Genomic DNA, 25,408 nt, shown 5'->3' with positions numbered 1-25,408 from the left:
CGAGAGGACCGCCCATGCCGTCCGCCGACACCGGCACCGCCCCGAGCCCCGCCCCCGACCGGACCCCCGCCGCAGGGGCGCCCGCCGAGGCGGGCAGCGACGGCGAGGACACGCTCGACCTGCGGCTGCCGGAGGAATTCGTCGCGCTCTTCGCCGACCCCGCCGGGACCGCTCCCACCGCCACCGGCGGCCCGGCCGACCTCCTGGACGGGGTGGGCGACTGGGGCCCCGTCGACACCCCCGTGGGGACCTTCCGCCTGGTGCCCGTCCGGATCGAACGGGACCTGCCGGTCGTCAGCCGCTGGATGAACGACCCCGCGGTCGACGCGTTCTGGCAGCTCGCCGGGCCACCGAGCGCGACCGAGGAACACCTGTGCGCCCAGGTGGACGGCGACGGACGCAGCGTCCCCTGCATCGGTCTGCTGGACGGCATGCCGATGAGCTACTGGGAGATCTACCGGGCCGATCTCGACCCGCTGGCCCGCCACTACTGCGCACGGCCGCACGACACGGGCCTCCATCTCCTCATCGGCGCCGCCGCCGACCGCGGCCGGGGGACCGGCGGCGCGCTGCTGCGGGCGGTGGCCGCGCTGGTCCTCGCCCGGCGCCCGGCCTGCGCCCGCGTCGTCGCCGAACCCGACCTGCGCAACGCCTCCTCGGTGGCCGCCTTCCTGCGCGCGGGATTCCGGCAGGCGGCCGAGGTGGAGCTGCCCGGCAAGCGGGCCGCCCTCATGGTGCGGGACCGGTTCCCGCAGCGGCCGCGATGACCGCGGACCGACGCCGGTGTCCGGCTTCGGGGCACCGGCTGTCAGTGCCGCCCCGTAGGGTGGTCGCGCTATGACGAAGCCCTCACTCCCCGAACTCCTGCATGCCGCCGTCGCAGCCGTCGGCGGTACGGAGCGCCCCGGCCAGGTGACCATGGCCCAAGCCGTCGGCGACGCGATCGACGACGGCTCACACCTGCTGGTCCAGGCCGGCACCGGCACCGGCAAGTCCCTCGGCTACCTCGTGCCCGCGCTCGCGCACGGGGAGCGGGTCGTGGTGGCGACGGCCACCCTCGCCCTCCAGCGCCAGCTCGTCGAGCGCGACCTGCCGCGCACGGTGGACGCGCTGCACCCGCTGCTGCGCCGCCGCCCGGACTTCGCGATGCTCAAGGGCCGGTCGAACTACCTGTGCCTGCACCGGCTGCACGAGGGCGTCCCGCAGGACGAGGAGGAGGGCCTGTTCGACCAGTTCGAGGCGGCGGCGCCCACCAGCAAGCTGGGACAGGACCTGCTGCGGCTGCGCGACTGGTCGGACGAGACCGAGTCAGGGGACCGCGACGACCTCACCCCGGGTGTGTCGGACCGGGCCTGGGCGCAGGTGTCGGTCTCCTCCCGGGAATGCCTGGGCGCCTCGAAGTGCGCCTACGGTGCGGAGTGCTTCGCCGAGACGGCCCGCGAGCGCGCCAAGCTGGCCGAGGTCGTCGTCACCAATCACGCGCTGCTCGCGATCGACGCCATCGAGGGCGCGCCGGTCCTGCCGCAGCACGAGGTCCTGATCGTCGACGAGGCCCACGAACTGGTCTCCCGGGTGACCGGTGTGGCCACCGGCGAGCTGACCCCCGGCCAGGTCAACCGCGCGGTGCGCCGCGCCGCGAAGCTGGTCGACGAGAAGACGGCCGACCAGCTCCAGACCGCCGCCGAGGGCTTCGAGCGGCTGATGGAGCTGGCCCTGCCCGGCCGCCTGGAGGAGGTCCCGGAGGACCTCGGCTACGCGCTGCTGGCGCTGCGGGACGCGGCGCGCAACGTCATCTCGGGGATCGGCGCGACCCGCGACAAGTCGGTCCAGGACGAGGACGCCGTCCGCAAGCAGGCCCTGGCCTCCGTGGAATCCGTGCACGACGTGGCTGAGCGGATCACCAACGGCTCCGAGTGGGACGTCGTCTGGTACGAGCGCCACGACCGCTTCGGCGCCTCGCTGCGGGTGGCCCCCATGTCGGTGTCGGGCCTGCTGCGGGAGAAGCTCTTCACCGACCGCTCCGTGGTGCTCACCTCGGCGACGCTGAAGCTGGGCGGCGACTTCAACGGCGTCGGGGCGTCGCTGGGCCTGGCCCCGGAGGGCACGGAGGGCGAGGACGTGCCGCAGTGGAAGGGCGTGGACGTCGGTTCCCCCTTCGACTACCGCAGGCAGGGCATCCTGTACGTCGCCAAGCACCTGGCGCGGCCCGCGCGCGACGGCGACCGCACGGACATGCTCGACGAGCTGACGGAGCTGATCCGGGCGGCGGGCGGCCGGACACTGGGCCTGTTCTCCTCGATGCGGGCCGCCCAGCTCGCCGCCGAGGAGCTGCGCTCGCGCATGCCGGAGTTCCCGATCCTGCTCCAGGGCGAGGAGACCCTCGGCGAGCTGATCAAGAACTTCTCGGCCGACCCGAGGACGTGCCTGTTCGGCACCCTCTCGCTCTGGCAGGGTGTCGACGTCCCGGGCGCCAGTTGCCAGCTGGTCGTGATGGACAAGATCCCCTTCCCGCGTCCCGACGATCCGCTGATGAGCGCCCGCCAGAAGGCGGTCGAGGAGGCCGGGGGCAACGGCTTCATGGCGGTCGCGGCGACGCACGCGGCCCTGCTGATGGCCCAGGGCGCCGGGCGTCTGGTCCGCGCCTCCGGGGACCGGGGCGTGGTCGCCGTACTGGATCCGCGGCTGGCGACCGCGCGCTACGGCAACTATCTGAAGGCGTCGCTGCCGGACTTCTGGTACACCACCGACCGCAACCAGGTGCGCAAGTCGCTCACGGCCATCGACGCGGCGGCGCAGGCCGCGGAGACGGAGCGGGCCGCGGCGGAGTGATCCCGGGCCGGAGGCCCGGCCTCCGGCCCGTGCCGCTCCACGCGTGAGCGGCACGCGGGCGGGCGGTGCCTGTATGGACGCCGCCCCTGTGAGCGAGCCCAGTCGCGCGGGGCATCGCCCCGCACCGCGCCCGCGCCCGTGCCGGGACAGCACAGGGCCCCGGAACCGGCGCAGAGGTTCCGGGGCCCGGTCAGGGGGCGGGAGGTGAGCCCGCCCGGCGGCGGTCTCAGACGCGCCGCAGCACCGCGACCACCTTGCCGAGGATGGTCGCGTCGTCACCGGGGATCGGCTCGTACGCGGCGTTGTGCGGCAGCAGCCACACATGGCCGTCCTCGCGCTTGAAGCGCTTGACGGTGGCCTCCCCGTCGATCATGGCGGCCACGATGTCGCCGTTCTCGGCGACCTGCTGGCGGCGGACCGTCACCCAGTCGCCGTCGCAGATCGCGGCCTCGATCATCGAGTCGCCGACGACCTTGAGGACGAACAGCTCACCGTCGCCGACCAGCTGCCGGGGCAGCGGGAAGACGTCCTCGACGGACTCCTCGGCGAGGATCGGGCCACCGGCCGCGATCCGCCCGACGAGCGGGACGTACGACGCGGCCGGCTTGCCGACGGTGTCCGTGGGCTGGAGCGTGGCCGCCTGGTCGGATCCGCGGACCTCGTACGCGCGCGGGCGGTGCGGGTCGCGCCGCAGGAAGCCCTTGCGCTCCAGGGCCATCAGCTGATGCGCCACCGAGGAGGTGCTGGACAGCCCCACGGCCTGGCCGATCTCCCGCATGGACGGCGGGTAGCCGCGCCGCTGCACGGAGTCCCTGATGACTTCGATCACTCGGCGCTGCCGCTCGGTGAGTCCCGAACTGTCCGCCCGGATGCCTGGAGGTCGGCCGGGCAGAGAGCGCTTGTGTGCCTCGGGATTCGCGGCTTCGTTCATCGCATGCACCGGCTCGAGTCGGCCCTGGGAGCGGTCCTGGGCGGTGATGGTGGCACTGTCTGCGGTGGTGGTCACGTCGGCCCCTCTCGATGGTCTCCCTCCGGCACAACGGTAATTGCTTTCGAAAGGTTGCGCCAAACACACGTTCGAGTGAAAAAACGAGGATGGCGTGACTTGATCATGTGTGTCGGTGTATGGGTGGTGCGGTGTCCGGCAGACAAAAGGGCCTATTGCTGTACTCTTCACCGCCGGGGCGCGGGCCCGTGGCGGCGCGGCCCCAGTCTGCCACCGGACGGCCCGCCCGCAGGGCGCCGATCCCTCTTCCGCCCGGGAGTCCCACGCGTCCTCCGTGCGGCGTTCACGGTATCTCCGTACCCCCGCGGCGGGCACGGGCGAGCACCGGAGTGTCCCGTTCCGCGTGTGCGGACGTACGGTGCGTGACCGTGTCCCGGCAGCGCTCCCGTGGCGGCCGTGCGACACGCGCGTATTTCGCAGCCCGTACGGGCCGATCCCTACATCTAGTGGTTGGATAGCTACAGCAGCCCAGAAGTTGTGGTGCCCCGGGTCTTGGACCCTCTCGTCATCGCCTATGCTGGGGGCTGCTTCGGCGGGGCCCATGAGGCCCGGCGAGGCCATCGAGTCTGCTGTGAGGAGGGTTGGAGCCCATGCACTGCCCCTTCTGCAGGCACCCCGACAGCCGTGTGGTCGACAGCCGTACGACGGACGACGGCACGTCGATCCGCAGGCGCCGCCAGTGCCCCGACTGCTCTCGCCGGTTCACGACCGTGGAGACGTGCTCGCTCATGGTGGTCAAGCGGTCGGGGGTCACCGAGCCCTTCAGCCGCACCAAGGTCATCAACGGCGTGCGCAAGGCGTGCCAGGGCCGCCCGGTCACCGAGGACGCGCTGGCCCAGCTCGGCCAGCGGGTGGAGGAGGCGATCCGGGCCAGCGGGAGCGCCGAGGTGGCCGCCCACGAGGTGGGGCTCGCCATACTCGGCCCCCTGCGGGACCTCGATCTCGTGGCCTACCTGCGGTTCGCGTCCGTGTACCGGGCGTTCGACTCGCTGGACGACTTCGAGTCGGCCATCGCGGAGCTGAGGGAAGACGCGCGCCCCCCCGGCGCGGAGGACGGCGACGGCGCCGTCACGGGGGGCCAGGAAGACGATCGCGGGCGCGGTGGGACGGCTGAGGTCCCCCTGCCCGCGCGCGCCGCCGACTGATCGGCGGGCCCGGTCCGGACCGCGCGTCCGGACCCGGCCGGGCGGCGGCGAGGAAGACGGCTGCGGGCGGCGGCGACACACGTGCCCGCGGCACCGGACAGAACACCGTGTCTCGGAACATTCGGGGCACTTCTGGGCGTTTTCGCCCGTATCAGGGAGGCGGCATGACAGAGACGGCGAGCGGTCCGGCACGAGGTTCCCGCGCCAAGGGCGGCAAGGCGGGGAACAAGGGACTGCACATCGAGCGCATCCACACCACCCCCGGCGTGCACCCGTACGACGAGGTGAGCTGGGAGCGCCGTGACGTCGTCATGACCAACTGGCGCGACGGCTCGGTCAACTTCGAGCAGCGTGGCGTCGAGTTCCCCGACTTCTGGTCGGTGAACGCGGTCAACATCGTCACCAGCAAGTACTTCCGGGGCGCCGTGGGCACCCCGCAGCGCGAGACCAGCCTCAGGCAGCTGATCGACCGCATCGTGAAGACGTACCGGAAGGCCGGTGAGGACCACAAGTACTTCGCCTCGCCCGCCGACGCCGAGATCTTCGAGCACGAGCTGGCGTACGCCCTCCTGCACCAGGTCTTCAGCTTCAACAGCCCCGTCTGGTTCAACGTGGGCACCCCGCAGCCCCAGCAGGTCTCCGCCTGCTTCATCCTGTCCGTCGACGACTCCATGGAGTCGATCCTCGACTGGTACAAGGAAGAGGGCATGATCTTCAAGGGCGGCTCCGGGGCCGGCCTGAACCTCTCCCGCATCCGCTCCTCCAAGGAACTGCTGTCCTCCGGCGGCAACGCCTCGGGACCGGTCTCCTTCATGCGCGGCGCCGACGCCTCCGCCGGCACCATCAAGTCCGGTGGCGCCACCCGCCGCGCCGCCAAGATGGTCATCCTCGACGTCGACCACCCCGACGTGGAGGACTTCATCGAGACCAAGGTGAAGGAGGAGGAGAAGATCCGCGCCCTGCGCGACGCGGGCTTCGACATGGACCTGGGCGGCGACGACATCACGTCCGTCCAGTACCAGAACGCCAACAACTCGGTCCGGGTGAACGACGAGTTCATGAAGGCGGTCGAGCAGGGCGGGAAGTTCGGTCTGCGCGCCCGGATGACCGGCGAGGTCATCGAGGAGGTCGAGGCCAAGTCGCTGTTCCGCAAGATGGCCCAGGCCGCCTGGGCCTGCGCCGACCCGGGCATCCAGTACGACGACACGATCAACCACTGGCACACCTGCCCGGAGTCCGGCCGGATCAACGGCTCGAACCCGTGCAGCGAGTACATGCACCTGGACAACACGTCCTGCAACCTCGCCTCGCTGAACCTGATGAAGTTCCTCAAGGACGACGGCAAGGGCAACCAGTCCTTCCAGTCCGAGCGCTTCGCCAAGGTCGTCGAGCTGGTCATCACCGCGATGGACATCTCGATCTGCTTCGCGGACTTCCCGACCCAGAAGATCGGCGAGAACACCCGCGCCTTCCGTCAGCTCGGCATCGGCTACGCCAACCTCGGCGCCCTGCTGATGGCGACCGGCCACGCCTACGACTCCGACGGCGGCCGCGCGCTCGCCGGTGCCATCACCTCCCTGATGACCGGCACCGCCTACAAGCGCTCCGCCGAGCTGGCCGCGGTCGTCGGCCCGTACGACGGCTACGCCCGCAACGCGCAGCCGCACCAGCGCGTCATGAAGCAGCACGCCGACGCCAACGGCACCGCCGTGCGCATGGACGACCTGGACACCCCGGTGTGGGCCGCCGCCACGGAGGCCTGGCAGGACGTGCTGCGCCTCGGTGAGAAGCACGGCTTCCGCAACTCCCAGGCGTCGGTGCTCGCGCCGACCGGCACCATCGGCCTGGCCATGTCCTGCGACACCACCGGTGTCGAGCCCGACCTCGCCCTGGTCAAGTTCAAGAAGCTGGTCGGCGGCGGCTCGATGCAGATCGTCAACGGCACCGTCCCGCAGGCCCTGCGCCGCCTGGGCTACCAGGAGGAGCAGATCGAGGCGGTCGTCGCCCACATCGCTGAGAACGGCAATGTGATCGACGCCCCCGGTCTCAAGCAGGAGCACTACGAGGTGTTCGACTGCGCCATGGGCGAGCGCGCCATCTCCCCGATGGGCCACGTCCGCATGATGGCCGCGATCCAGCCGTGGATCTCCGGAGCCATCTCCAAGACGGTCAACATGCCGGAGTCGGCTACCGTCGAGGAGGTCGAGGAGATCTACTACGAGGCGTGGAAGCTGGGCGTCAAGGCGCTCGCGATCTACCGCGACAACTGCAAGGTCGGCCAGCCGCTCTCCGCCAAGACCAAGGACTCCGGCAAGAAGACCGAGGCCGCCGTGGACGCGCAGCCCAAGGTCGAGAAGGTCGTGGAGTACCGCCCGGTCCGCAAGCGCCTCCCGAAGGGCCGTCCCGGCATCACCACCTCCTTCACCGTCGGCGGCGCCGAGGGCTACATGACCGCCAACTCCTACCCGGACGACGGTCTCGGCGAGGTCTTCCTCAAGATGTCCAAGCAGGGCTCGACCCTGGCGGGCATGATGGACGCCTTCTCCATCGCGGTCTCCGTCGGCCTCCAGTACGGCGTGCCGCTGGAGACCTACGTCTCGAAGTTCACCAACATGCGCTTCGAGCCGGCCGGTATGACCGACGACCCGGACGTGCGGATGGCGCAGTCGATCGTCGACTACATCTTCCGCCGCCTGGCGCTGGACTTCCTGCCGTTCGAGACGCGCTCGGCGCTCGGCATCCACTCCGCCGAGGAGCGTCAGCGCCACCTGGAGACCGGTTCCTACGAGCCGATCGACGAGGACGTCGACGTCGAGGGCCTGGCCCAGTCGGCGCCGCGCCAGACCGACCTGAAGGCCGTCGCCACGCCGAAGGCCGCGGCCGAGGCGGCCCTGCCCGCCCCGCAGCAGGCGCACACCAGCGCCGAGCTGGTCGAGATGCAGCTGGGCATCCAGGCGGACGCCCCGCTCTGCTTCTCCTGCGGCACCAAGATGCAGCGGGCCGGCTCCTGCTACATCTGCGAGGGCTGCGGCTCGACGAGCGGCTGTAGCTGAGCCGACAACCGCACCATGAGGTGAAGTGTAAGGGGCGCCGGCCATTGGCCGGCGCCCCTTACACATGTGCCCGTGCCGCCTGGCTACGGCCGGTCCGCGCCCATCACGGCGGTGAACCGCGCCGGGTCGCCCTCGTAGCCGCGGATCCCGGGACGGAACTGCCAGCTTCCGGAGCCGTCGCGGGCGAACTCCGCGACGACGGCCGCGGTCGCGCCCAGGACACCGCCGAAGTCGTCCTCGGCGAGCACGGTGTAGCCCTCGCGGATACGCAGCCCCGGGTCGAGCACATCGGCGAAGGGCCGGTGCGCACCCGTCTGCTGGATGACCACACCGACCACCACGCGCGCGTAGCGCTCGGAGAGCCGGTCCAGCTCCAGGGTCATCACCTCGTCCCAGCCGAAGCCCTTGCCGTCCGTGCTGTCCCGGTTGAGAGTGATCGTGCCGTCGGGCGACCGGCTGTCGAAATGCACCAGATAGTCCGGAGCGCCGTACGGATCGCCCGCCAGGTAGGTGCCCGCCACTATGTCCAGATCGGTGGGCGGCTGCCCCGTGGGACTCGGATCCCACTTCAGCGCGACCTCGACCTTGCGGATCCCCTTGCTGAGCCCGCTCACCGGACCTCCCCTTCCCCGTCACCGTGCGCCCTGACTGTCCCAACCACCGGACTGCGCACGCTCGTTGTCCATCGTGCCACGGAGTCGGGGGCGCACGCGCGGGCGCTGTCCGCGCGAGAGTGACCGGCGCCACGCCCCAGGGCCGTACCATGGCGCGGTGCTGGTCAAGTGGATTCGCTGCACCGTGGTCGACCGCCGTGGGTTCGAGCGCGGGCAGCGGAAATGGGCGGGGCTTCTGGGGGAGCCGGGGTTTCGGGGGCAGGGGGGTGGCTGGAGCCGGGGACGGCAGGGGGTGGCGCACATCTTCGCCTTCTGGGAGAGCCGCGCCTTCTACGACTCCTTCATGGCCCGGTCCTACGACCGGCTCGCCGCCGCCCAGGCCGGGACCTTCAAGGACATGCAGGTCCGGCTCTTCGATCACCGGTTCGATGTGAAGACGGGCTTCGAGCCGCGCTTCACCGACGCCGACCTGGTGCGGGTGGCGCTCTGCCGGGTCCACGAGGAGCGCGCCGAGCACTTCACCCTGATGCAGGAGAAGGTCTGGAACCCGGCGATGGCCGGCTCGCCCGGCATGACCCGCGGGCTGTTCGGCGAGGCGCCCGGCAGCGAGTTCCTGGTGCTGTCCATGTGGCAGTCGGCCGCCGAGCACGGGAAGTACCGCACCGAACGGGTGGAGCGCCTCGCCCTGCGCGCCCAGACGGAGGCCGACGTGGCCGCCATGACCGGTGACATCGTGGAGCTGGAACCCGCCTGGACCGTGTGACCCCCGTCGTACGAGGGCCGCTCGATTCTCCGGTCCGCCCTCCTCCGATCTAGTGTTTTGGCATGGCACGACCACGGCGCATCGTTCTTGTCCGGCACGGAGAGTCGACGGGCAATGTCGATGACTCCGTCTACGAGCGCGAGCCCGACCACGCGCTCGCGCTGACCGAGCGGGGCCGGCAGGAGGCGGAGGAGACCGGCAAGGAGCTGCGCGACCTGTTCGGACGGGAACACGTCAGCGTGTACGTCTCGCCCTACCGGCGCACCCACGAGACCCTCCGCGCCTTCCACCTCGATCCCGGCCTCATCCGGGTCCGCGAGGAGCCGCGGCTGCGCGAGCAGGACTGGGGGAACTGGCAGGACCGCGACGACGTACGCCTCCAGAAGTCCTACCGGGACGCCTACGGCCACTTCTTCTACCGCTTTGCCCAGGGCGAGTCCGGAGCCGACGTCTACGACCGGGTCGGCGGCTTCCTGGAGAGCCTCTTCCGCAGCTTCGAGGCCCCCGACCACCCGCCCAACGTCCTCCTGGTGACCCACGGCCTGGCCATGCGGCTGTTCTGCATGCGGTGGTTCCACTGGACCGTGGCCGAGTTCGAGGCCCTGTCCAACCCCGGCAACGGCGAGACGCGGATGCTCGTCCTCGGGGACGACGGCCGCTACACCATGGACCGGCCCTTCGAGCGCTGGCGGGACCCGGAACCGTACGGCATATCCGGATAGACCGTACGGCATCTCCGGATAGAGTGGCCGGACGATGACCTCTGACTCCTCTTTCCCCGGGCGCCTGGAGCGCGCCCTCGCCAGTCTGCGCGGACTCTCGGTCGGTGACGCGCTCGGCTCGCAGTTCTTCGTACCGGCCGTCTATCCGCTCCTGCACCGCAGGGAGCTGCCCCCCGGCCCCTGGCAGTGGACCGACGACACGGAGATGGCCTGCTCCGTGGTGGCCGTGCTCACCGCACACCACCGCGTCGACCAGGACGCCCTGGCCGAGTCCTTCGCCCGGCACCACGACTTCGACCGCGGCTACGGCCCCGCCGTGAACCGCCTGCTGCGCCTCGTCCGCGAGGGCGGCGACTGGCGCGAACTGGCCTCGTCCCTCTTCAACGGCCAGGGGTCCTGGGGCAACGGCGCCGCGATGCGCATCGCCCCCCTGGGCGCCTGGTACGCCGACGATCCCGAGCAGGCCACCCATCAGGCCGAGATCTCCGCCTACCCGACGCATCAGCACCGCGAGGCCGTCGTGGGCGCCATGGCGGTCGCCGCCGCGGCGGCCCTGGCCGCGGCGCCCGGCGGACCACCGCGGCCCGAGGCGCTGCTGGACGGTGTGATCGCCCTGGTGCCCGCGCGCAGCGCCGTCGGCGCCGGACTGCGCCGCGCCCGCGACATGCTCGACTACGACGACGCGAACACGGTCGCCGCCGTCCTCGGCTGTGGGCGGCGTACGACGGCGCACGACACGGTGCCCTTCGCGCTCTGGTCGGCCGCGCGGTGCCTCGGCGACTTCGAGGAGGCGTTCTGGCGGACCGCCCAGGCCGGCGGTGACGTGGACACCACCTGCGCCATCGTCGGCGGGATCCTCGCCGCGGCGGAGCCCGGACGCCCGCCCGCCGAGTGGATCCACGGCACGGAGGCGCTGCCGGGCTGGCTGCCGGTGCCCGCCTGAGCGGGACTGCCGGACCTCGCACTTTCCTTCGCGCCTTCCTTCGCGTTCCTTCGCGCAGCGATTCACGAATGCGATCCAGGGGGGTGGGGGTGGGGGTGGGGTGCGGGCCGGAGCGGGAGGTGCTGCGGTGCCGGACGGCGGGCTGCGGGGGCGTCGCCCGCCGTACCCCGGCGACGTTCCGGCCCGGTGCTGCTCCCGGTGCTGCTCCCGGTGCTGCTCCCGGTGCTGCTGTCGGTGTCGCTCTCGGTCGCGCCCCGGCCTGACGGTGCATCGGTCCTGCGGTGAGTGGGGGGTGTGCGTCCGGAGCGCAGGCGTACGCCGGTTGCACAGCTGTGCGCGTATGTGAAGACGGCGGCCTCCACCGCGCGCCCCCGGATGCCATGGCGACGGCCCCGCCGGTCCGCTGCGCCGGGCCTCGGCGGGGCGTCCGCGGCGGCGGTGCGGGCGCCGGGGGAAACCGGGGTGTCGCACCGGGTTCCGGGCGGCGTACGCTAAGGGCGCCATGCCGTACGAACCACCCACTCACACCGTCGAGCGCTCCCTTCGCGCCACGACCGGAGCGAAGGTCATCGCAGGTGTCGACGAGGTGGGGCGCGGCGCGTGGGCCGGGCCCGTCACCGTCTGCGCCGCGGTCACCGGACTGCGCCGGCCTCCCGCCGGTCTCACCGACTCCAAACTCCTCACCGTCAAGCGGCGGACCGAACTCGCCGTGGTGCTGGAGAAGTGGGTGACGGCCTACGCCCTCGGGCACGCCTCGCCCGAGGAGATCGACGAGCTGGGGATGACGGCGGCACTGCGGCTCGCCGCCGGCCGCGCGCTCCAGGACCTGCCGGTCCGTCCGGACGCGGTCATCCTCGACGGCAAGCACGACTATCTCGGCACGCCCTGGCGGGTCCGTACGGTCATCAAGGGCGACCGGTCCTGTGTGGCCGTCGCGGCGGCCTCGGTGATCGCCAAGGTGCGTCGCGACAAAATGATGGCCGAACTGGGTGCCGACCATGCAGACTTCGGATTTGCGGCCAACGCCGGCTATCCGTCGCCTGTGCACAAGGCCGCGCTGGAGGAGCGGGGGCCCACCCCGTACCACCGGCTGTCGTGGGCGTATCTTGATGCGCTGCCGCGTTGGCAGCACCTCAAGAAGGCCCGGATCTGGGCGGACGGAAGCGTTCCGGAGATCGAGGGCCAGCTCGGCTTCGACTTCTGACGGGACCGCCCGCCCGGAGGTGCCACCCGCCGCCGCGGGCCGCACCGACGTTTGATAGATATCAGCTCATGCCTCTCATTCCCGAGGAGCCTCAGATTCACGAGAGTGCCCAGGGTCCCCGCGTCACTCCGGCCACCGGCCGCACCGCGCCGACCCCTCGTCCCGTACCCGGCCCCCGTCCCGCGGCTCCGCCGCGTCCCGGTCGTCCCGGCCCCGTGCGGCCCGCTCCGCCGGCGCAGCGCACGCCGCGGGACACGGCCGCCACCAAGCCCGCCCCTTCGGGGCCGGCTGTCCCCGCCGCCCCGGCGGCTCCGCAGATCCAGCTGATCCCCGCCTCGGCCGAGGGAGCGCTCGACGCCGCCGAGGAAGCGGTCGACCTGCTCCTGGAGTCGGGTCGTGCCCCCGGGGAGGTGCTGGTGATCACCACCGGTGACCCGCACCCGTGGGCCACCCACGAGCTCACCTTCGGTGAGACGTCCTACTGGGCGCAGCACGACGCGGGCGACGACGTCTTCTACACGGACGCCGCCGGAACCTCCCGCGCCGCGTCCCGTGCCGTCGTCGTGGTCGCCGTCAACGGCGGCACCGGTGACGGCGTCGCCACCGCACTGCCGCTGGCCCACGCACGGGCCGGTGCCCTGCTGATCGTCTGCGGTGACCCGCAGCAGATCAACTCGGTGCTGGGCGTCGGCGTCTGAGACGTCCTGTCCCCGGCGCACGCGTCGGCCAGGACGTCCTGATCACGGGGGACGCAGGGGGGAGCGCAGGGCGACAGCCGTCGTTGCGGAACATCGCACGACGGCTGTTTCGGCGTACCCGGAGGCCGCGTGGGCGCCGCATGGGCGTCCGGGGGTAGGTGTCTGGGGGCGTGCGGGGCGTGCGGGGCGTGCGGGGCGTGCGGGGCGTGCGTGGGCGAACGCGGGCGTGCGCGAGCCGAGCGGACGTGCGGGCGGGACGGATCCCGGGCGGCCCGGTCCGCTCAAGGGCGGTGCCGGGAGCGGCTGCGGGCGTCAGCGGGCCGCCGCGCGGCTCAGCACCTCGGAGGCCGGGCCCCCGGTGCGTGGCGACGGCGGCCGGCTCTCCGTCGTACCGAGAGCCTCGGGCGCCGAGACGGCGCTCGGTCTGCGGCCGCCGCGACCCTCGCCGAGCACCTGCCACCCGTCCCGGGTCAGCGTGATGTACGCGCCGCAGCGCAGCCCGTGCAGGGTGCACGCGTCACGCAGCCCCCACATCCAGGCGCCGTCCTCCTCCGTCCACCGTGCGTCGCCCTCACGGCAGTAGAGCAGCACAGCGGTGCGCACCGGGGTGCGGCGCCGCAGGTCGTGCGGTATCACGCGGCGGAGCTGGGCGAGCAGGGCGTTGCGGAACATCCAGCCGTCGGCGGGCGTGGCACGGCGCACGAACGAGGCGCTGGCGCGCAGCCGCTCGTCCGGATCGAGCACGGCGACCACGGCGGTGGCCGGCCCGGGGCGGTGCCGGGCGTGGAGTCCGCTGACGACCTCACGGGGGTTGCGCAGCAGGGGGATTCCCGCGGCGGCCCACTCCGCGGGTTCGAGCACGCGATGGGCGGAGGCAGGGGACGTCGACAGCGAGGCCGCCGAGGACAGAGCGAATCCGAAGGTCACGTTCCTCCCTTCGGCTACGCGCCCATGACTGCGGGCGGGGCGGATGCAGGAGAGCGCACACCGCAGCAGAGCACTGCCGGGGTCACGGCCGAGCCGAGCGGGGAGCGGACTTCAATTCTTCCTGTCGAACTGGAATGCGGCAACGAGCAATTGAGGCCGCCGACCCTTTTCGGCTGACCCGCGCCTTATATCCCTACCCAGCGGTCCACCGCGTGACGCCCGGGGAGGCCGGTCGGACACCTTACTGTCGTCTTCCCGTCATCACTGTCGTCTTCCCGTCATCCGCCCGCCATCTCTCCACCGCCGTCCTCGCGTGTCCACCGCCGTCCTCGCGCGGGTGCACCCCTCGCCACGCCCGTGCCACGCCTCCTGCCAGGCCCTCCGCGGCCGCCGGTCGTCGGCGCGGCTACCGTGCGGGTCCGGCCGGTCCCGGTGGGTGAAGTGGCCCGTTGTCAGTGGCATCGGGTTGCATGGAGGCATGGAACAACTGGACCTCCGCGCCGAAGCCGATGCCGTCCTCGCCGAGCTGGTCGGCGATCCGGGCGGTGCGGCGCGGCTGCGGGAAGACCAGTGGCAGGCTGTGGCGGCCCTGGTGGAGGATCGGCGCCGTGCCCTCGTGGTGCAGCGCACCGGCTGGGGCAAGTCGGCGGTGTATTTCGTGGCCACCGCTCTGCTGCGCAGACGCGGCGCCGGTCCGACGGTGATCGTCTCGCCGCTGCTGGCGCTGATGCGCAACCAGGTCGAGTCCGCGTCGCGGGCCGGCATCCGGGCGCGCACCATCAACTCCGCCAACCCGGAGGAGTGGGACACGATCTACGGGGAGGTCGAGCGCGGCGAGACCGACGTCCTCCTGGTCAGCCCGGAGCGGCTGAACTCGGTGGACTTCCGCGAGCAGGTGCTGCCCAAGCTGGCGGCCACGACCGGTCTGCTGGTGGTCGACGAGGCGCACTGCATCTCCGACTGGGGACACGACTTCCGCCCGGACTACCGGCGGCTGCGGTCGGTGCTCGCCGGGCTCGCCCCCGACGTGCCCGTCCTGGCCACCACCGCGACGGCCAACGCGCGCGTCACCGCGGACGTGGCCGAGCAACTGGGCACCGGCGCGGGCGAGGCCCTGGTGCTGCGCGGCTCCCTGGAGCGGGAGAGCCTGCGGCTGGGCGTGGTCCGGCTGCCGGACGCCGCGCACCGCCTCGCCTGGCTGGCGGAGCATCTGGAGGAGCTGCCGGGCTCCGGGATCATCTACACCCTCACGGTCGCCGCGGCCGAGGAGGCCGCCGCCCATCTGCGCCAGCGCGGCTTCACGGTCGCCTCCTACACCGGTCGTACGGAGAACGCCGACCGCCTCCAGGCCGAGGAGGACCTGCTCGCCAACCGGGTCAAGGCACTGGTGGCGACCTCCGCGCTCGGCATGGGCTTCGACAAGCCGGACCTGGGCTTCGTGCTCCATCTCGGTTCGCCGTTCTCCCCGATCGCCTACTACCAGCAGGTCGGGCGTGCGGGGCGCGGTGTGGCACACGCCGACGTACTGCTGCTGCCGGGCAAGGAGGACGAGGCGATCTGGCGGTACTTCGCCGACACCGCCTTCCCGCCCGAGGCCCAGGTCCGCCAGACGCTCACAGCCCTCGCCGACGCGGGGCGCCCGCTGTCCGTCCCGGCGCTGGAGGCGGTGGTGGACCTGCGGCGCAGCCGACTGGAGACCATGCTCAAGGTGCTGGACGTGGACGGCGCGGTCAAGCGGGTCAAGGGCGGCTGGATCTCCACCGGCGAGCCGTGGAGCTACGACGCCGAGCGGTACGCCTGGGTGGCACGGCAGCGGGCGGCCGAGCAGCAGGCCATGCGCGACTACGTGAGCACGTCGGGCTGCCGCCTGGAGTTCCTGCGGCAGCAACTGGACGACGAGGGAGCGGCTCCGTGCGGCCGCTGCGACAACTGCGCGGGACCGTGGGCCGACATCTCCGTCTCCGACCAGTCGCTGACGACCGCCGCGCAGGAGCTGGACCGCCCCGGTGCCGACATCGAGCCGCGCCGGATGTGGCCGACGGGCATGCCCGCGCTGGGCGTCGACCTCAAGGGCCGCATCCCGCCCGGCGAGCAGTGCTCGGCCGGGCGCGCCCTGGGACGGCTGTCCGACATCGGCTGGGGCAACCGGCTGCGCCCCCTGCTCGCGGAGAACGCGCCGGACGGCGCGGTCCCCGACGATGTCCTGCGGGCCGCCGTCGCGGTCCTCGCGGACTGGGCGCGCTCTCCGGGCGGCTGGGCGACAGGCGCACCGGACGCCCCGGCCCGCCCGGCGGGCGTCGTCGCGATTCCGTCCACGACCCGCCCGCGGCTCGTCGGCTCCCTCGCCGAGGGCATCGCGACCGTGGGCCGCCTGCCCTTCCTCGGCACCCTGACGTACACCGGACCGGACGGCGGCCGCGCGGTGCGCCGCAGCAACTCCGCACAGCGCCTCAAGGCGCTGTCCCAGGCGTTCACCGTCTCCGGGGAACTGGCGGACGCCCTGAGCCGCTCTCCCGGTCCCGTCCTGCTCGTGGACGACAGCACCGACTCCGGCTGGACCCTGGCGGTCGCCGCCCGCCTGCTGCGCCGGGCGGGCAGCGGACCGGTCCTGCCGCTGGTCCTCGCGACGGCGGGCTGATCCGGCGGCGGGGACCTGGACCTCGCCGCCCGGTTCCCGGGTCGGGCGACGCGCCTCCACCTCTACGCCACGAGCCACGCGGGAGGGGAGGCGGCGGGAGAGGAGTTGACGGGGCAGGGGCAGGGGCAGGGGCAGGGGCAGGGGCGTGGGCGTGGGGATGGCGGTGTCGGGTGGCGCCCCGCTCCCGGCGGCCTCGGCGCGGTTCGGCGAGGTCCGGCGAGGTCCGGCCGGGGTGAAACGGGTTGGGTTGACGTGTCCCTGGCCCGACTTATCCACAGGTGAAAGCGAAATGCTGGATTCCGCGAGATCGTCGGGGCATGACGAATCACGGCGAAACGACTGGATCGCACGGAAGCGGACCTTCTTTCGGAAGCGGACCTTTCGGTGGGGAGACCTTCGGGGTGGGCCCTTCCGGGACCGAGCCCTTCGGAAGCGGGTCCCTCGGCTCCGGTGACATCACGTACGACGGAACCGGACCGAACCACCAGATCACCCTGCGCACCCCGGCCGAACTGGCCGACGCCCTGCCGTATCTCCTCGGCTACCGCCCCGAGGACAGCATCGTCCTGGTCGCCCTGCACGACCGGGACAGCCGCGGCAGGTTCGGCGGCAGGGCCAGGGTCGGCATCCCGGCGGACCGCGACGACTGGCCGGAGGCGGCCCGGCAGTTGGCGCGGGGACTGATCAGGGGCAGCGAGCGCAGGGGAGTGATGCCCGAGCAACTGGTCGCCTTCCTCTGCCAGGAGCCGGCGAACGGCGAGACGGCGCGGGAGGTCGCGCGGCGGTTGCAGCCACTGGCCCAGACGCTGCGCGAGGAGTGCGGCTTCCTCGACGTCCCGGTGATCGAGGCCCTGTGCATCTCCGACGGCCGCTTCTGGTCCTACTGCTGCCCGACCGACCGATGCTGCCCCGACGAGGGCTGGCCCATGGGTCTGCCCGGCACGTCGGTACTGGCCGCGGCGGCGGCGTACGCCGGACTTCAGGTGCGCGGCAGCCTGAAGGAGCTGCGGGCCAGGCTGCTCCCCTGGGAGACCTCGGCGGCACGCGCGCAGGAATCCGCGCTGGACGCGGCGGGCCGGGCCCTGGTGCCGAGGATCCTCGACGAGGTGAGCCGTGCCGGAGTCGCCGAGGAGACACTGGAACTCGCCGGGCGCGTCCTGGGCCGCTTCGCCGACGCACCCGCCGTCTCCGGCGCGGTCGCCGCCGACCTCCGCGACGACCGGCTCTTGGACGACGGGGAAGCGGCCTCGCTGATCCTCGGCCTACAGGACCGCACGACGCGTGACCGCGCGGCCGAGTGGATGGAGGGGGACGAAGCGGCCCCTGCGCTCCGCCTCTGGCGGGCCCTGGCCCGCCGCTGTGTCGGCCCCTACGGAGAACACGCGGCCGCGCCGCTCACCCTCGCGGGCTGGGTCGCCTGGTCCTCGGGCGACGGCCTGGAGGCCCGTGAAGCCCTCGCCATGGCGCTGGGCGCGGACCCCGACTACCTCTTCGCCCGCCTCCTCCACCAGGCGTGCAACGAGGGACTGGACCCGGAATCGGTCCGCCGCTGCCTCCGCGCGGAGCGCACGGGACGCCTGCACCCGGCCGAGCAGGAAGCAGAAACCGGCGAGGAGCCGCCCGAGACGGCTGCCCCGCGATCGTCCGGCGAGCAGAACGGCCCGGAAGCGGAAGCGGAAGCGCAGGGCGCAAAGGACGTAAAGAGCGCAAAGGGCCCGGAGGCCCCGGAGGGCGTGGCGCCCGGTACCGGCGCGGAGCGGCATCCGGCGCCCGGCCCCCGCAGCAGGTGCGCACCGGCGGTGGTGGCGGCCCCGTCCGGTCGTCGGCGTCGCGTACGAGGCACCGCGGCGGCGTCCGGCCCCGGCCCCGCCAGGCCGCCCGGCCGCACCCGCCCGCGTGCCACGGGGGCGACGGGCGCGACGGACCCGGGCCGCCGCGCCCGGCGCCGGCCGACCCATGAGCCACAGCCCGACCTCTCCGGAGACGACGCATGAACCCCCCGTCTGTCCCGAACCGTCGCACCTCTAGCACTCCTCCCACTCCTCCCACTCCTCCCACTCCTCTCACCTCGCGCGCCTCCACCTCTCCCACCTCTCCCACTTCTCTCGTCTCGCCTCTCGACCCTCCGTACCGCCGCCATTCGGTCGGCTTCACCGGTCCCGGGCGTGACCCGGCCCCGCTCCGCGCCGTTCACCTGAGTGGCGGAACACCTGCCCAGGCCACCCCGCCACCCCAGGTCGCTTCGGAGCCGCCGCCGGTGTCGGGCGCCGTACACGCCGAGGCCCCCAGAGCGCAGAGGAAGCCGTCCCATGCACCAGCCGACTCCGCCCTGCCCCACCGGCGGCGCCACGGTCTTCAGTACGCCCGTGAGCCCCGTGGGGCAGCGCCCGGCCGCGCCCGCGCGGTACGCCGCGCTCGCGCCGGGTGACTCCCGGACCCGGGCGCCGCGCTCGCTCCCCGGCAGTCCCGCGGAACTGCCCGCAGCCCATGACGCCATGATCTGCGTGGCCCTCCCCGGGCTGGCGATCTCCTCCGCCCAGGGGCAGTTGAGCGGGCGCGGCCTGGAGGGCTTCTACCGCTCCGGACGGCGCCTCCTCTCCCGCTGCCAGGTGCGCGTCGCTGGACGTGAACCGCTCGGCGTCCAGGCCCTGATGACCGCCGCCGACCGGGTCCGCTTCGTCGGCACCCTGCGCGCCTCTCCGGGCACGGGCCCGGACCCCGACGTGCTGGTGGAGCGCGTACGGGACGCGGACGGTACAGAGCGGATCACCCTGCGCAGCACCTCGCCGCGCCCGTTGCGGCTCCCCGTGGAGGTGGCTCTCGGCACCGACCTCGCGGACCTCGGCCAGATCGCCCGTGGAGGCGCGGGCGAGGAACGGCCCGCGAGCGTGCGTGGCTCGGGGCTGCGCTGGTCCCGCGGTGCCACCAGCGCGTCGGTCACCGCGGACCCGCCGCCCGCCGAGGCACTGGCCTCCGCGGGCCTGCTGCGCTGGGAGTTCGAGCTGTCCCCGGGCGGCACGGCCACCGTGGAACTGCGGGTGCGGCAGGACGGCGCGGGACCCCTGCGGGCCGTGGGCCGCACCGCCACGAGTCCGCTGGCGCCCGCGCAGGCCACCGGCGACACCCCCGGGGTGGCGGAACTGCTGCGCACCGGCATCGACGACCTGCACGCCCTGCTGCTGCGCGACCCGGCCTCCCCGTCCGACCTGCACCTGGCGGCCGGGGCCCCATGGCGGTGCGGCCTGGCCCCGGCCGAGGCGCTGGTCGCCGCCCGGATGGCGCTGCCCCTGGGGACCCGGCTGGCTGTGAGCACCCTGCGCACCCTGGCCCGCACCCAGCACACCGGACCGGGGCGGCAGACCGGGATGGTCCCCGGACCGCGCCGCGACGCGGGCCCCCACCTGCCGCCCGGCTGCACCGGCACGGAGGCGACCCTGCTCTTCCCCGCGCTGCTCGCCGAAGCCCGCCGCTGGGGCCTTCCCGAGCGGGAGGCGGAGGACCTGCTGCCCGCGGCCGAGGGCTGCCTCACCTGGCTGCGTGCTGCCGTGGGAGACGGCACATATCTGTGCGATCACCTGCCCGGCAGACCCGTGCGCTGCGAGATCCAGGCGCACGCCCACCGGGCGGCGCTGCTCGGAGCGGACCTGCTCGACGCGTACGGCAGACCGGGCGCGGCCGAACTGCGGCAGTGGGCCCAGCATCTGCGCACGGCGTTCCGGGACGACTTCTGGGTCGACGACCGCGGCGGCGGCAGACCCGCGGCCGGCCGGGCCCCCGACGGGCGGCTGCTCACGCACCTCGACGCCTCCGCCGTGCACCTGCTCGACACCGGCCTGCTGGGCGGCGGACGGCAGGCACCCGGACTGCTCGACGAGGCGCGGACCGGTCAGCTCGCCCGGCTGCTGCGCGGGCCCACGATGGACTCGGGCTGGGGACTGCGCGGGCTCGCCGCCAGGGAGGCCGGCTACAACCCCTTCGGGCACCGCGCCGGGGCGGTGCGGGTGGCCGAGACGGCCGTCGCCGTCGCGGGCCTGGCGGCAGCGGGCCACGAGGAGGAGGCCGGTGGCCTGCTGCGGGGCATCCTGGCGGCGGCCGGGGCCTTCGGACACCGGCTGCCCGAGATGTTCGCCGGAGAGCAGCGCACGGACGGCGGCGCGCCCGTTCCGCACCCGGCGGCCTGCCGTCCCTCGGCGACGGCCGCGTCCGCCGCGGTCCTGCTGCTGACCGCGCTCGTCGGCATCCGGCCCGACGCCCCCGCCGGGACGGTCACGCTGCGGCCGGTGCGTGCGGCGCCGCTCGGAGAGATCGGCCTCACCGGGCTGCGGGTCGCGGGCGCCCCCTTCTCGGTACGGGTCAGCCGGCTCGGTCTCGCCCTGGTCGAGGAGGCTGCCGACGGGCTGCAACTGGGGGTATGACCTCGTACGACATGGTGCGGGGAACGGCCGCGACGCGAGCGCGGGGAGTCCGGCGCGGCCGTGCGGACCGCTCGTCGCTGCGACCGGCGAAGGGAGTGTTTATCGTCAGGCAGACGACTATGATCACGGCATGCCCTACGACCCGTCAGCCTTTCCGCCCTTCGCTGTCACCGTGGACCTGGTCGTGCTGACCGTGCGCCGCCACGCCCTGTGCGCGCTGGCGGTGCGCAGGGGAGAGCCCCCGTTCCAGGGGCGGTGGGCGCTTCCCGGCGGTTTCGTGCGGGAGGACGAGGATCTGGCGCAGGCCGCGGCGCGTGAACTGGAGGAGGAAGCGGGCCTGTGCGTCCATGATCCCGCCGCACCGGTCCAGGACAACGGCGCGCACCTGGAGCAGCTCGCGACCTACGGCGACCCGGGCCGTGATCCGCGGATGCGCGTCGTCAGCGTCGCCCACCTCGCCCTCGCGCCCGATCTGCCCGCGCCCCGGCCCGGTGGCGACGCCGGTGACGCCCGCTGGGCGTCCGTGGCGGAGCTGCTCCAGCAGGACGGCTACGGCCGGGACGGCGAAGCGGTGGCCCCGCTCGCCTTCGACCACGCCCGGATCCTGGCCGACGGGGTCGAGCGGGCCCGGTCGAAGATCGAGTACTCGTCGCTGGCGACCGCGTTCTGCCCGCCGGAATTCACCGTCGGTGAACTGCGGCGCGTCTACGAGGCGGTGTGGGGAGTGGCGCTCGACCCGCGCAACTTCCATCGCAAGGTGACGGGGACGCCGGGCTTCCTGGTGCCGACCGGGGGCACGACCACGCGGCAGGGTGGCCGGCCCGCCCAGCTGTTCCGGGCGGGCGGGGCCACGTTGCTCAATCCGCCCATGCTGCGCCCGGAGGTCTGACACGGGAACCGAGGGCGGCGGTGTCGGCCGTACGCGCGTTGCAAACCGGGAAAAAGGTACATAACGGCTATCTTGCTGCGGGTGATCCAGGCCTTCGGATTGACCAGCGACTCCCGCAAGGGCCGTTCGCCCGCCGTCGACGACGTCTCCTTCGAGGCGCACTCGGGGTGTGTCACCGCGCTCCTGGGGACCGCGGGCGCGGGCAAGACGACCACGCTCAGACTCATGCTCGAACTCCAACAGGGCCGGGGAATCACCTACTTCAAAGGGCGGCCCCTGCATCGCATCGCCCATCCGGCGCGTGAGGTCGGTGTGCTCCTGGGTGATGTGCCCGGCCATCCCTCCCGCTCGGTCCGGGGTCATCTGCGGATGCTGTGCGCGGCGGCGGGACTTCCGGCCCGGCGGGCCGACGAAGTGCTGGAGGCGGTCGGACTCGTCAGCTTCCGCGACGAGCGTCTGGGCATGCTGTCGCGCGGCATGGACCGGCGGCTCGGCCTGGCGTGCGTCCTGCTGTCCGACCCGCACACGCTGGTGCTCGACCATCCGGCGGGCGGCGTCTCCCCGCGGGAGGGCCGCTGGCTGCACGGCATGCTGCGGGCCCACGCTGGCCGGGGCGGCACGGTGCTGTTCGCCACGGACGACCCCAAAGAGGCCGCGCGCACCGCAGACCGGGTCGTCACGCTGGAGCGCGGCAGCGTCGTGGCCGACCAGGCGGCGACGGACTTCGCCCGCCACCGGCTGCGCCCGCGCGTCGCGGTCCTCAGCCCGCACGCCGCCCGCCTCGCCGCCCTGCTGGCCAAGGAGGCCCGCACCGCCCAGCGCTCCGTGGAGGTCGTACGGGAGGACGGCAATCGCCTGTCCGTCTACGGCAGTACGTGCGCCGACGTCGGGGAGACCGCGTTCCGCCACGGCATCCTCGTCCATCAACTCGCCGACGAGGTGGGCGACATGGGTGCCGGAGCCGGAGCCGGGACCGAGCATGCCACCGCGGAGCACCCGGTCGCCGAGCGGGGGCACGCCGGGGAGCCCGGCGTCCCCGCCGCCGGAGAGACTTCGGCTGCTCCGGCTTCGGGACAGGCCCCGGGGCCGGGGACCGTCACCTCCGTTCCCTCCGCCTCCGTGGTGCGCGACGACGGTGGAGCGGTCGGCGCGCCCGGCGGGAACACACGTGCCGCGGCGGACCGGGGCGGAAACGTCGCCGCCACCGCTCCGGGCGGGTCCGGCACCACGCCCCGGAAGGAGGCCGAGGAGACGGTCGCCGCCGCTCTCCTCGACCACGGCCGCCCCGCGGCCGTCTCCGTCGCCGCGCACCCAGACGGCTCGACGGCCGCCGCCGCACACGTCGACAGCGTGCCCACGGCGGCACGCCCGCACGTCGGTGGCGTACGGGCCCGTTCCGGCGACGCGTCCCGCACCGGCCACGGGGACCGCGCCGACGCACCGGAGCAGTCCCCGGACGGCCCTCCCGGTGCGCGGTCCTCGGCGCGACGGCGCCCCGGCCCGCACCCGGACCCCCAGCCGCAGGGGACAGCTCGGGCGCCGAGCCCGCAGGCATCCACCACGCACCCGGCAACCACGCACCCGGCCACCGCGCAGCCCTCGATCCCCACGCCCCGCCCCGCCGAGGTGGTCACGGCGGACGCCTCGTCGCCGTTGCCGCCCCCCATCGCGGTCCGCCCCGGCGCGGGACCGTTGCGCCCCCTGCGCTACGAACTGCGCCGCGCCCTGGGCATCGGCACCGGATTCGCCGTCTGCGCGGCCGTTCTGGTCGTCTCCGCCCTCACGGCCCTGGTCATGGGGCACATCGGCCATACGCCGCAGCCCCGGTTGCTGGCGGCGTGGCCGCAGCAGTTGCCGCTGCCACCGGCGGCACTCGGCGCGGGACTGCTCGGAGCGCTCGCCTTCGGAGACGAGTTCCGGCACCCCGCGCTGGCGGCGGACCGGGGCACCGTGCCCCGCCGCCTCGGACTGCTCGCCGCCAAGCTCCTCGTCGCCACGGCCACGGCGGCGCTGCTGGCCTTCCTCACCATCGGCTGCGACGCCGAGTTGCTGTACCTCGTCTACGGAGGAGAGCTGACACAGGTCCCCGGTGACTGGCTCACCCCGGCCGCGAGTTGGACCGGCCTCGTGATCGGCTGCGGCTGGACCGGGGTGCTGGCGTCGGGGGTGTTCCGGTCCGCGACCGCGGGGCTGGCCGCGGTGCTCGCCGTGCCGGTCGTCGGCGTACCGCTGGTGCAGGAGGCGCTGGGCGGGGCCGACTGGGACGCCGCCGGACTGCCCGCGCGACTGCACGAGACGTTCCTGCTGCCGTGGCCCTTCGGCGGGGACCGCTGGCTCGCCGCCGCGGCCCGTGTGGTCGCCCAACCGGTGGGCAGCGCACTGGTGTTGTCGCTCGCCGCGCTGCTCGGCGGGTATCTGCTGACGGTCCTGCGCGGCAGGGTCCGGTGAGCAGGGTTCGCGCTCATTCGATCGCGCATCGGGCGCAACTCCCCGCGGAAAGCACATTTCTTTCCGATAAGGCGTCAATTGCGACGGAGTGAGCGATCACCCTTTCGTGTGCTTTTCACCAAAGACCTCAAGGGAGTTGAAGGCAGCGCCGACAAAGGATCCGTGAGTACCCTTGCGCACACCATGATGACCGCCGCCCGCTCCACCGACTCCGGTCTGGCCGGACCGGGCGGACTCGACCGCTACCCCTACGCCGAGGCACCCGTCCCCGACCGCGTCGGAAGTCCTGCCTGGGAGGGCGCGGACCCCGAGCTGGGGCGTGTCGGCCGGCGCGCCGCCGGCAGCCGCGGCCGCGGCCTGCACGGCCAACTCGTCCAGCAGCTCGGTCAGATGATCGTCTCGGGCGACCTGGGCGCCGACCGCCCGCTGGTTCCCGAGGAGATCGGCCAGCGCTTCGAGGTCTCCCGCACCGTCGTCCGGGAGTCGCTCCGCGTGCTGGAGGCCAAGGGCCTGGTCAGCGCACGTCCCAACGTCGGCACGCGGGTGCGCCCGGTCAGCGACTGGAACCTCCTCGATCCCGACATCATCGAGTGGCGGGCCTTCGGGCCGCAGCGCGACGACCAGCGCCGTGAGCTGAGCGAGCTGCGCTGGACGATCGAACCGCTCGCCGCGCGCCTCGCCGCGGGACACGGACGCGAGGACGTCCAGCAGCGCCTCGTCGACATGGTCGAGATCATGGGCCATGCCCTTGCGCAGGGTGATGCGCTGACCTTCTCCCGGGCCGACACGGAGTTCCACGGCCTGCTCATCCAGGTCGCGGGCAACCGGATGCTGGAGCACCTCTCCGGGATCGTCTCGTCCGCCCTGCATGTGTCGGGCGGCCCCGTCACGGGCTGCGACCGGCCGAACGACACCTCGGTGGGACAGCACGCCCGGATCGTCGACGCGCTCGCGGCCGGCGACGGCGCCGCGGCGGAGGGCGCCATGCGCCAGCTCCTCACGGTGCACCCCGAGATCGAGCGAGTGGTGCCCGCGCCGCGCGAGCACTGAGCCGCGGGCGACGCGCCGGGGCGCGGGCGGCACGGCCGGAGTCCTGCCGCCCTCCCGTGCCCCT

18 protein-coding genes are annotated in these 25,408 nt (G+C 73.3%); 15 read left to right on the top strand and 3 right to left on the bottom strand.

Annotation, left to right across the window (positions count from 1 at the left end; all coding sequences use genetic code 11):
* Positions 1-14 precede the first annotated feature (14 nt).
* A complete protein-coding gene (locus B086_RS0101700) occupies positions 15-767 on the top strand; it encodes a GNAT family N-acetyltransferase (RefSeq protein ID WP_018564692.1) in 753 nt (250 codons plus the stop codon).
* Between the two features lie 70 nt (positions 768-837).
* Positions 838-2,829: an ATP-dependent DNA helicase gene (locus B086_RS0101695; RefSeq protein ID WP_018564691.1), complete on the top strand. Its 1,992-nt coding sequence runs from the start codon at positions 838-840 to the stop codon at positions 2,827-2,829.
* A gap of 226 nt (positions 2,830-3,055) precedes the next feature.
* Here B086_RS0101695 and lexA read toward each other — a convergent pair whose 3' ends face one another.
* Positions 3,056-3,835 carry a transcriptional repressor LexA gene (gene lexA / locus B086_RS0101690; protein WP_018564690.1) on the bottom strand — a complete coding sequence of 260 codons (780 nt, stop codon included), beginning with the start codon at positions 3,833-3,835 and terminating at the stop codon, positions 3,056-3,058.
* Positions 3,836-4,425: 590 nt separating this feature from the next.
* Here lexA and nrdR point away from each other — a divergent pair.
* Both nrdR and B086_RS0101680 read left to right on the top strand, forming a co-directional pair.
* Positions 4,426-4,980 carry a transcriptional regulator NrdR gene (nrdR, locus tag B086_RS0101685; RefSeq protein WP_018564689.1) on the top strand — a complete coding sequence of 185 codons (555 nt, stop codon included), beginning with the start codon at positions 4,426-4,428 and terminating at the stop codon, positions 4,978-4,980.
* 164 nt (positions 4,981-5,144) lie between these two features.
* Positions 5,145-8,033, top strand: coding sequence for a vitamin B12-dependent ribonucleotide reductase (locus B086_RS0101680; protein WP_018564688.1), 2,889 nt, complete (start codon positions 5,145-5,147; stop codon positions 8,031-8,033).
* An 83-nt stretch (positions 8,034-8,116) separates the two neighbouring features.
* On the opposite strand, the gene B086_RS0101675 is transcribed toward B086_RS0101680, so the two are convergent.
* Positions 8,117-8,647 (bottom strand): TerD family protein, encoded by a 531-nt coding sequence (locus B086_RS0101675; RefSeq protein WP_018564687.1) that lies wholly within the window; start codon positions 8,645-8,647, stop codon positions 8,117-8,119.
* 157 nt (positions 8,648-8,804) lie between these two features.
* Here B086_RS0101675 and B086_RS38930 point away from each other — a divergent pair, with 157 nt between their 5' ends.
* The 5 genes from B086_RS38930 to B086_RS0101645 all read left to right on the top strand — a co-directional run bounded on the left by B086_RS38930 (position 8,805) and on the right by B086_RS0101645 (position 12,977).
* The gene (locus B086_RS38930; protein WP_037872563.1) at positions 8,805-9,410 is read left to right on the top strand and encodes a YdbC family protein; all 606 of its coding nucleotides are present in this window, start codon (positions 8,805-8,807) and stop codon (positions 9,408-9,410) included.
* 62 nt (positions 9,411-9,472) lie between these two features.
* Positions 9,473-10,132 (top strand): histidine phosphatase family protein, encoded by a 660-nt coding sequence (locus B086_RS0101665; RefSeq protein WP_018564685.1) that lies wholly within the window; start codon positions 9,473-9,475, stop codon positions 10,130-10,132.
* Between the two features lie 34 nt (positions 10,133-10,166).
* Entirely contained in the window at positions 10,167-11,075 is a 909-nt protein-coding gene (locus B086_RS0101660) for an ADP-ribosylglycohydrolase family protein (protein WP_018564684.1), read from the top strand.
* A 502-nt stretch (positions 11,076-11,577) separates the two neighbouring features.
* Entirely contained in the window at positions 11,578-12,279 is a 702-nt protein-coding gene (locus B086_RS0101650; RefSeq protein ID WP_026251999.1) for a ribonuclease HII, read from the top strand.
* A gap of 68 nt (positions 12,280-12,347) precedes the next feature.
* Positions 12,348-12,977, top strand: a complete 630-nt coding sequence (locus B086_RS0101645) for a hypothetical protein (protein ID WP_078509711.1) — start codon at positions 12,348-12,350, stop codon at positions 12,975-12,977.
* Positions 12,978-13,289: 312 nt separating this feature from the next.
* Here B086_RS0101645 and B086_RS0101640 read toward each other — a convergent pair whose 3' ends face one another.
* Complete coding sequence (locus tag B086_RS0101640) at positions 13,290-13,904, bottom strand: hypothetical protein (protein ID WP_018564680.1); 615 nt, start codon at positions 13,902-13,904, stop codon at positions 13,290-13,292.
* A gap of 478 nt (positions 13,905-14,382) precedes the next feature.
* On the opposite strand from B086_RS0101640, the gene B086_RS0101635 reads away from it, so the two are divergent.
* The 6 genes from B086_RS0101635 to B086_RS0101610 all read left to right on the top strand — a co-directional run bounded on the left by B086_RS0101635 (position 14,383) and on the right by B086_RS0101610 (position 25,344).
* On the top strand, positions 14,383-16,542 hold the full coding sequence (locus B086_RS0101635; protein WP_018564679.1) for a RecQ family ATP-dependent DNA helicase: 2,160 nt from the start codon (positions 14,383-14,385) through the stop codon (positions 16,540-16,542).
* Between the two features lie 401 nt (positions 16,543-16,943).
* On the top strand, positions 16,944-18,536 hold the full coding sequence (locus B086_RS0101630) for a DUF4192 family protein (protein ID WP_018564678.1): 1,593 nt from the start codon (positions 16,944-16,946) through the stop codon (positions 18,534-18,536).
* A gap of 315 nt (positions 18,537-18,851) precedes the next feature.
* Positions 18,852-20,957, top strand: a complete 2,106-nt coding sequence (locus B086_RS0101625; RefSeq protein WP_018564677.1) for a glycogen debranching N-terminal domain-containing protein — start codon at positions 18,852-18,854, stop codon at positions 20,955-20,957.
* 130 nt (positions 20,958-21,087) lie between these two features.
* On the top strand, positions 21,088-21,846 hold the full coding sequence (locus B086_RS0101620; RefSeq protein ID WP_018564676.1) for an NUDIX hydrolase: 759 nt from the start codon (positions 21,088-21,090) through the stop codon (positions 21,844-21,846).
* Positions 21,847-21,927: 81 nt separating this feature from the next.
* Positions 21,928-24,294, top strand: a complete 2,367-nt coding sequence (locus tag B086_RS0101615) for an ATP-binding cassette domain-containing protein (protein ID WP_026251997.1) — start codon at positions 21,928-21,930, stop codon at positions 24,292-24,294.
* 162 nt (positions 24,295-24,456) lie between these two features.
* Positions 24,457-25,344: a FadR/GntR family transcriptional regulator gene (locus tag B086_RS0101610; RefSeq protein ID WP_078530935.1), complete on the top strand. Its 888-nt coding sequence runs from the start codon at positions 24,457-24,459 to the stop codon at positions 25,342-25,344.
* Positions 25,345-25,408: the final 64 nt, after the last annotated feature.

Source organism: Streptomyces sp. PsTaAH-124 (assembly GCF_000373685.1).
Lineage (GTDB): Bacteria > Actinomycetota > Actinomycetes > Streptomycetales > Streptomycetaceae > Streptomyces > Streptomyces andamanensis.
Note: the sequence above shows the minus strand (reverse complement) of the source record. Positions and strands in the feature narration are given on the sequence as shown.

What these genes read in the sequence shown, in the direction of transcription:
- B086_RS0101700 (WP_018564692.1), top strand. Translation starts at nt 15, where the DNA reads ATGCCGTCCGCCGACACCGGCACCGCCCCGAGCCCCGCCCCCGACCGG.
- B086_RS0101695 (WP_018564691.1), top strand. Translation starts at nt 838, where the DNA reads ATGACGAAGCCCTCACTCCCCGAACTCCTGCATGCCGCCGTCGCAGCC.
- nrdR (WP_018564689.1), top strand. Translation starts at nt 4,426, where the DNA reads ATGCACTGCCCCTTCTGCAGGCACCCCGACAGCCGTGTGGTCGACAGC.
- B086_RS0101680 (WP_018564688.1), top strand. Translation starts at nt 5,145, where the DNA reads ATGACAGAGACGGCGAGCGGTCCGGCACGAGGTTCCCGCGCCAAGGGC.
- B086_RS0101665 (WP_018564685.1), top strand. Translation starts at nt 9,473, where the DNA reads ATGGCACGACCACGGCGCATCGTTCTTGTCCGGCACGGAGAGTCGACG.
- B086_RS0101660 (WP_018564684.1), top strand. Translation starts at nt 10,167, where the DNA reads ATGACCTCTGACTCCTCTTTCCCCGGGCGCCTGGAGCGCGCCCTCGCC.
- B086_RS0101650 (WP_026251999.1), top strand. Translation starts at nt 11,578, where the DNA reads ATGCCGTACGAACCACCCACTCACACCGTCGAGCGCTCCCTTCGCGCC.
- B086_RS0101645 (WP_078509711.1), top strand. Translation starts at nt 12,348, where the DNA reads ATGCCTCTCATTCCCGAGGAGCCTCAGATTCACGAGAGTGCCCAGGGT.
- B086_RS0101635 (WP_018564679.1), top strand. Translation starts at nt 14,383, where the DNA reads ATGGAACAACTGGACCTCCGCGCCGAAGCCGATGCCGTCCTCGCCGAG.
- B086_RS0101625 (WP_018564677.1), top strand. Translation starts at nt 18,852, where the DNA reads ATGCACCAGCCGACTCCGCCCTGCCCCACCGGCGGCGCCACGGTCTTC.
- B086_RS0101620 (WP_018564676.1), top strand. Translation starts at nt 21,088, where the DNA reads ATGCCCTACGACCCGTCAGCCTTTCCGCCCTTCGCTGTCACCGTGGAC.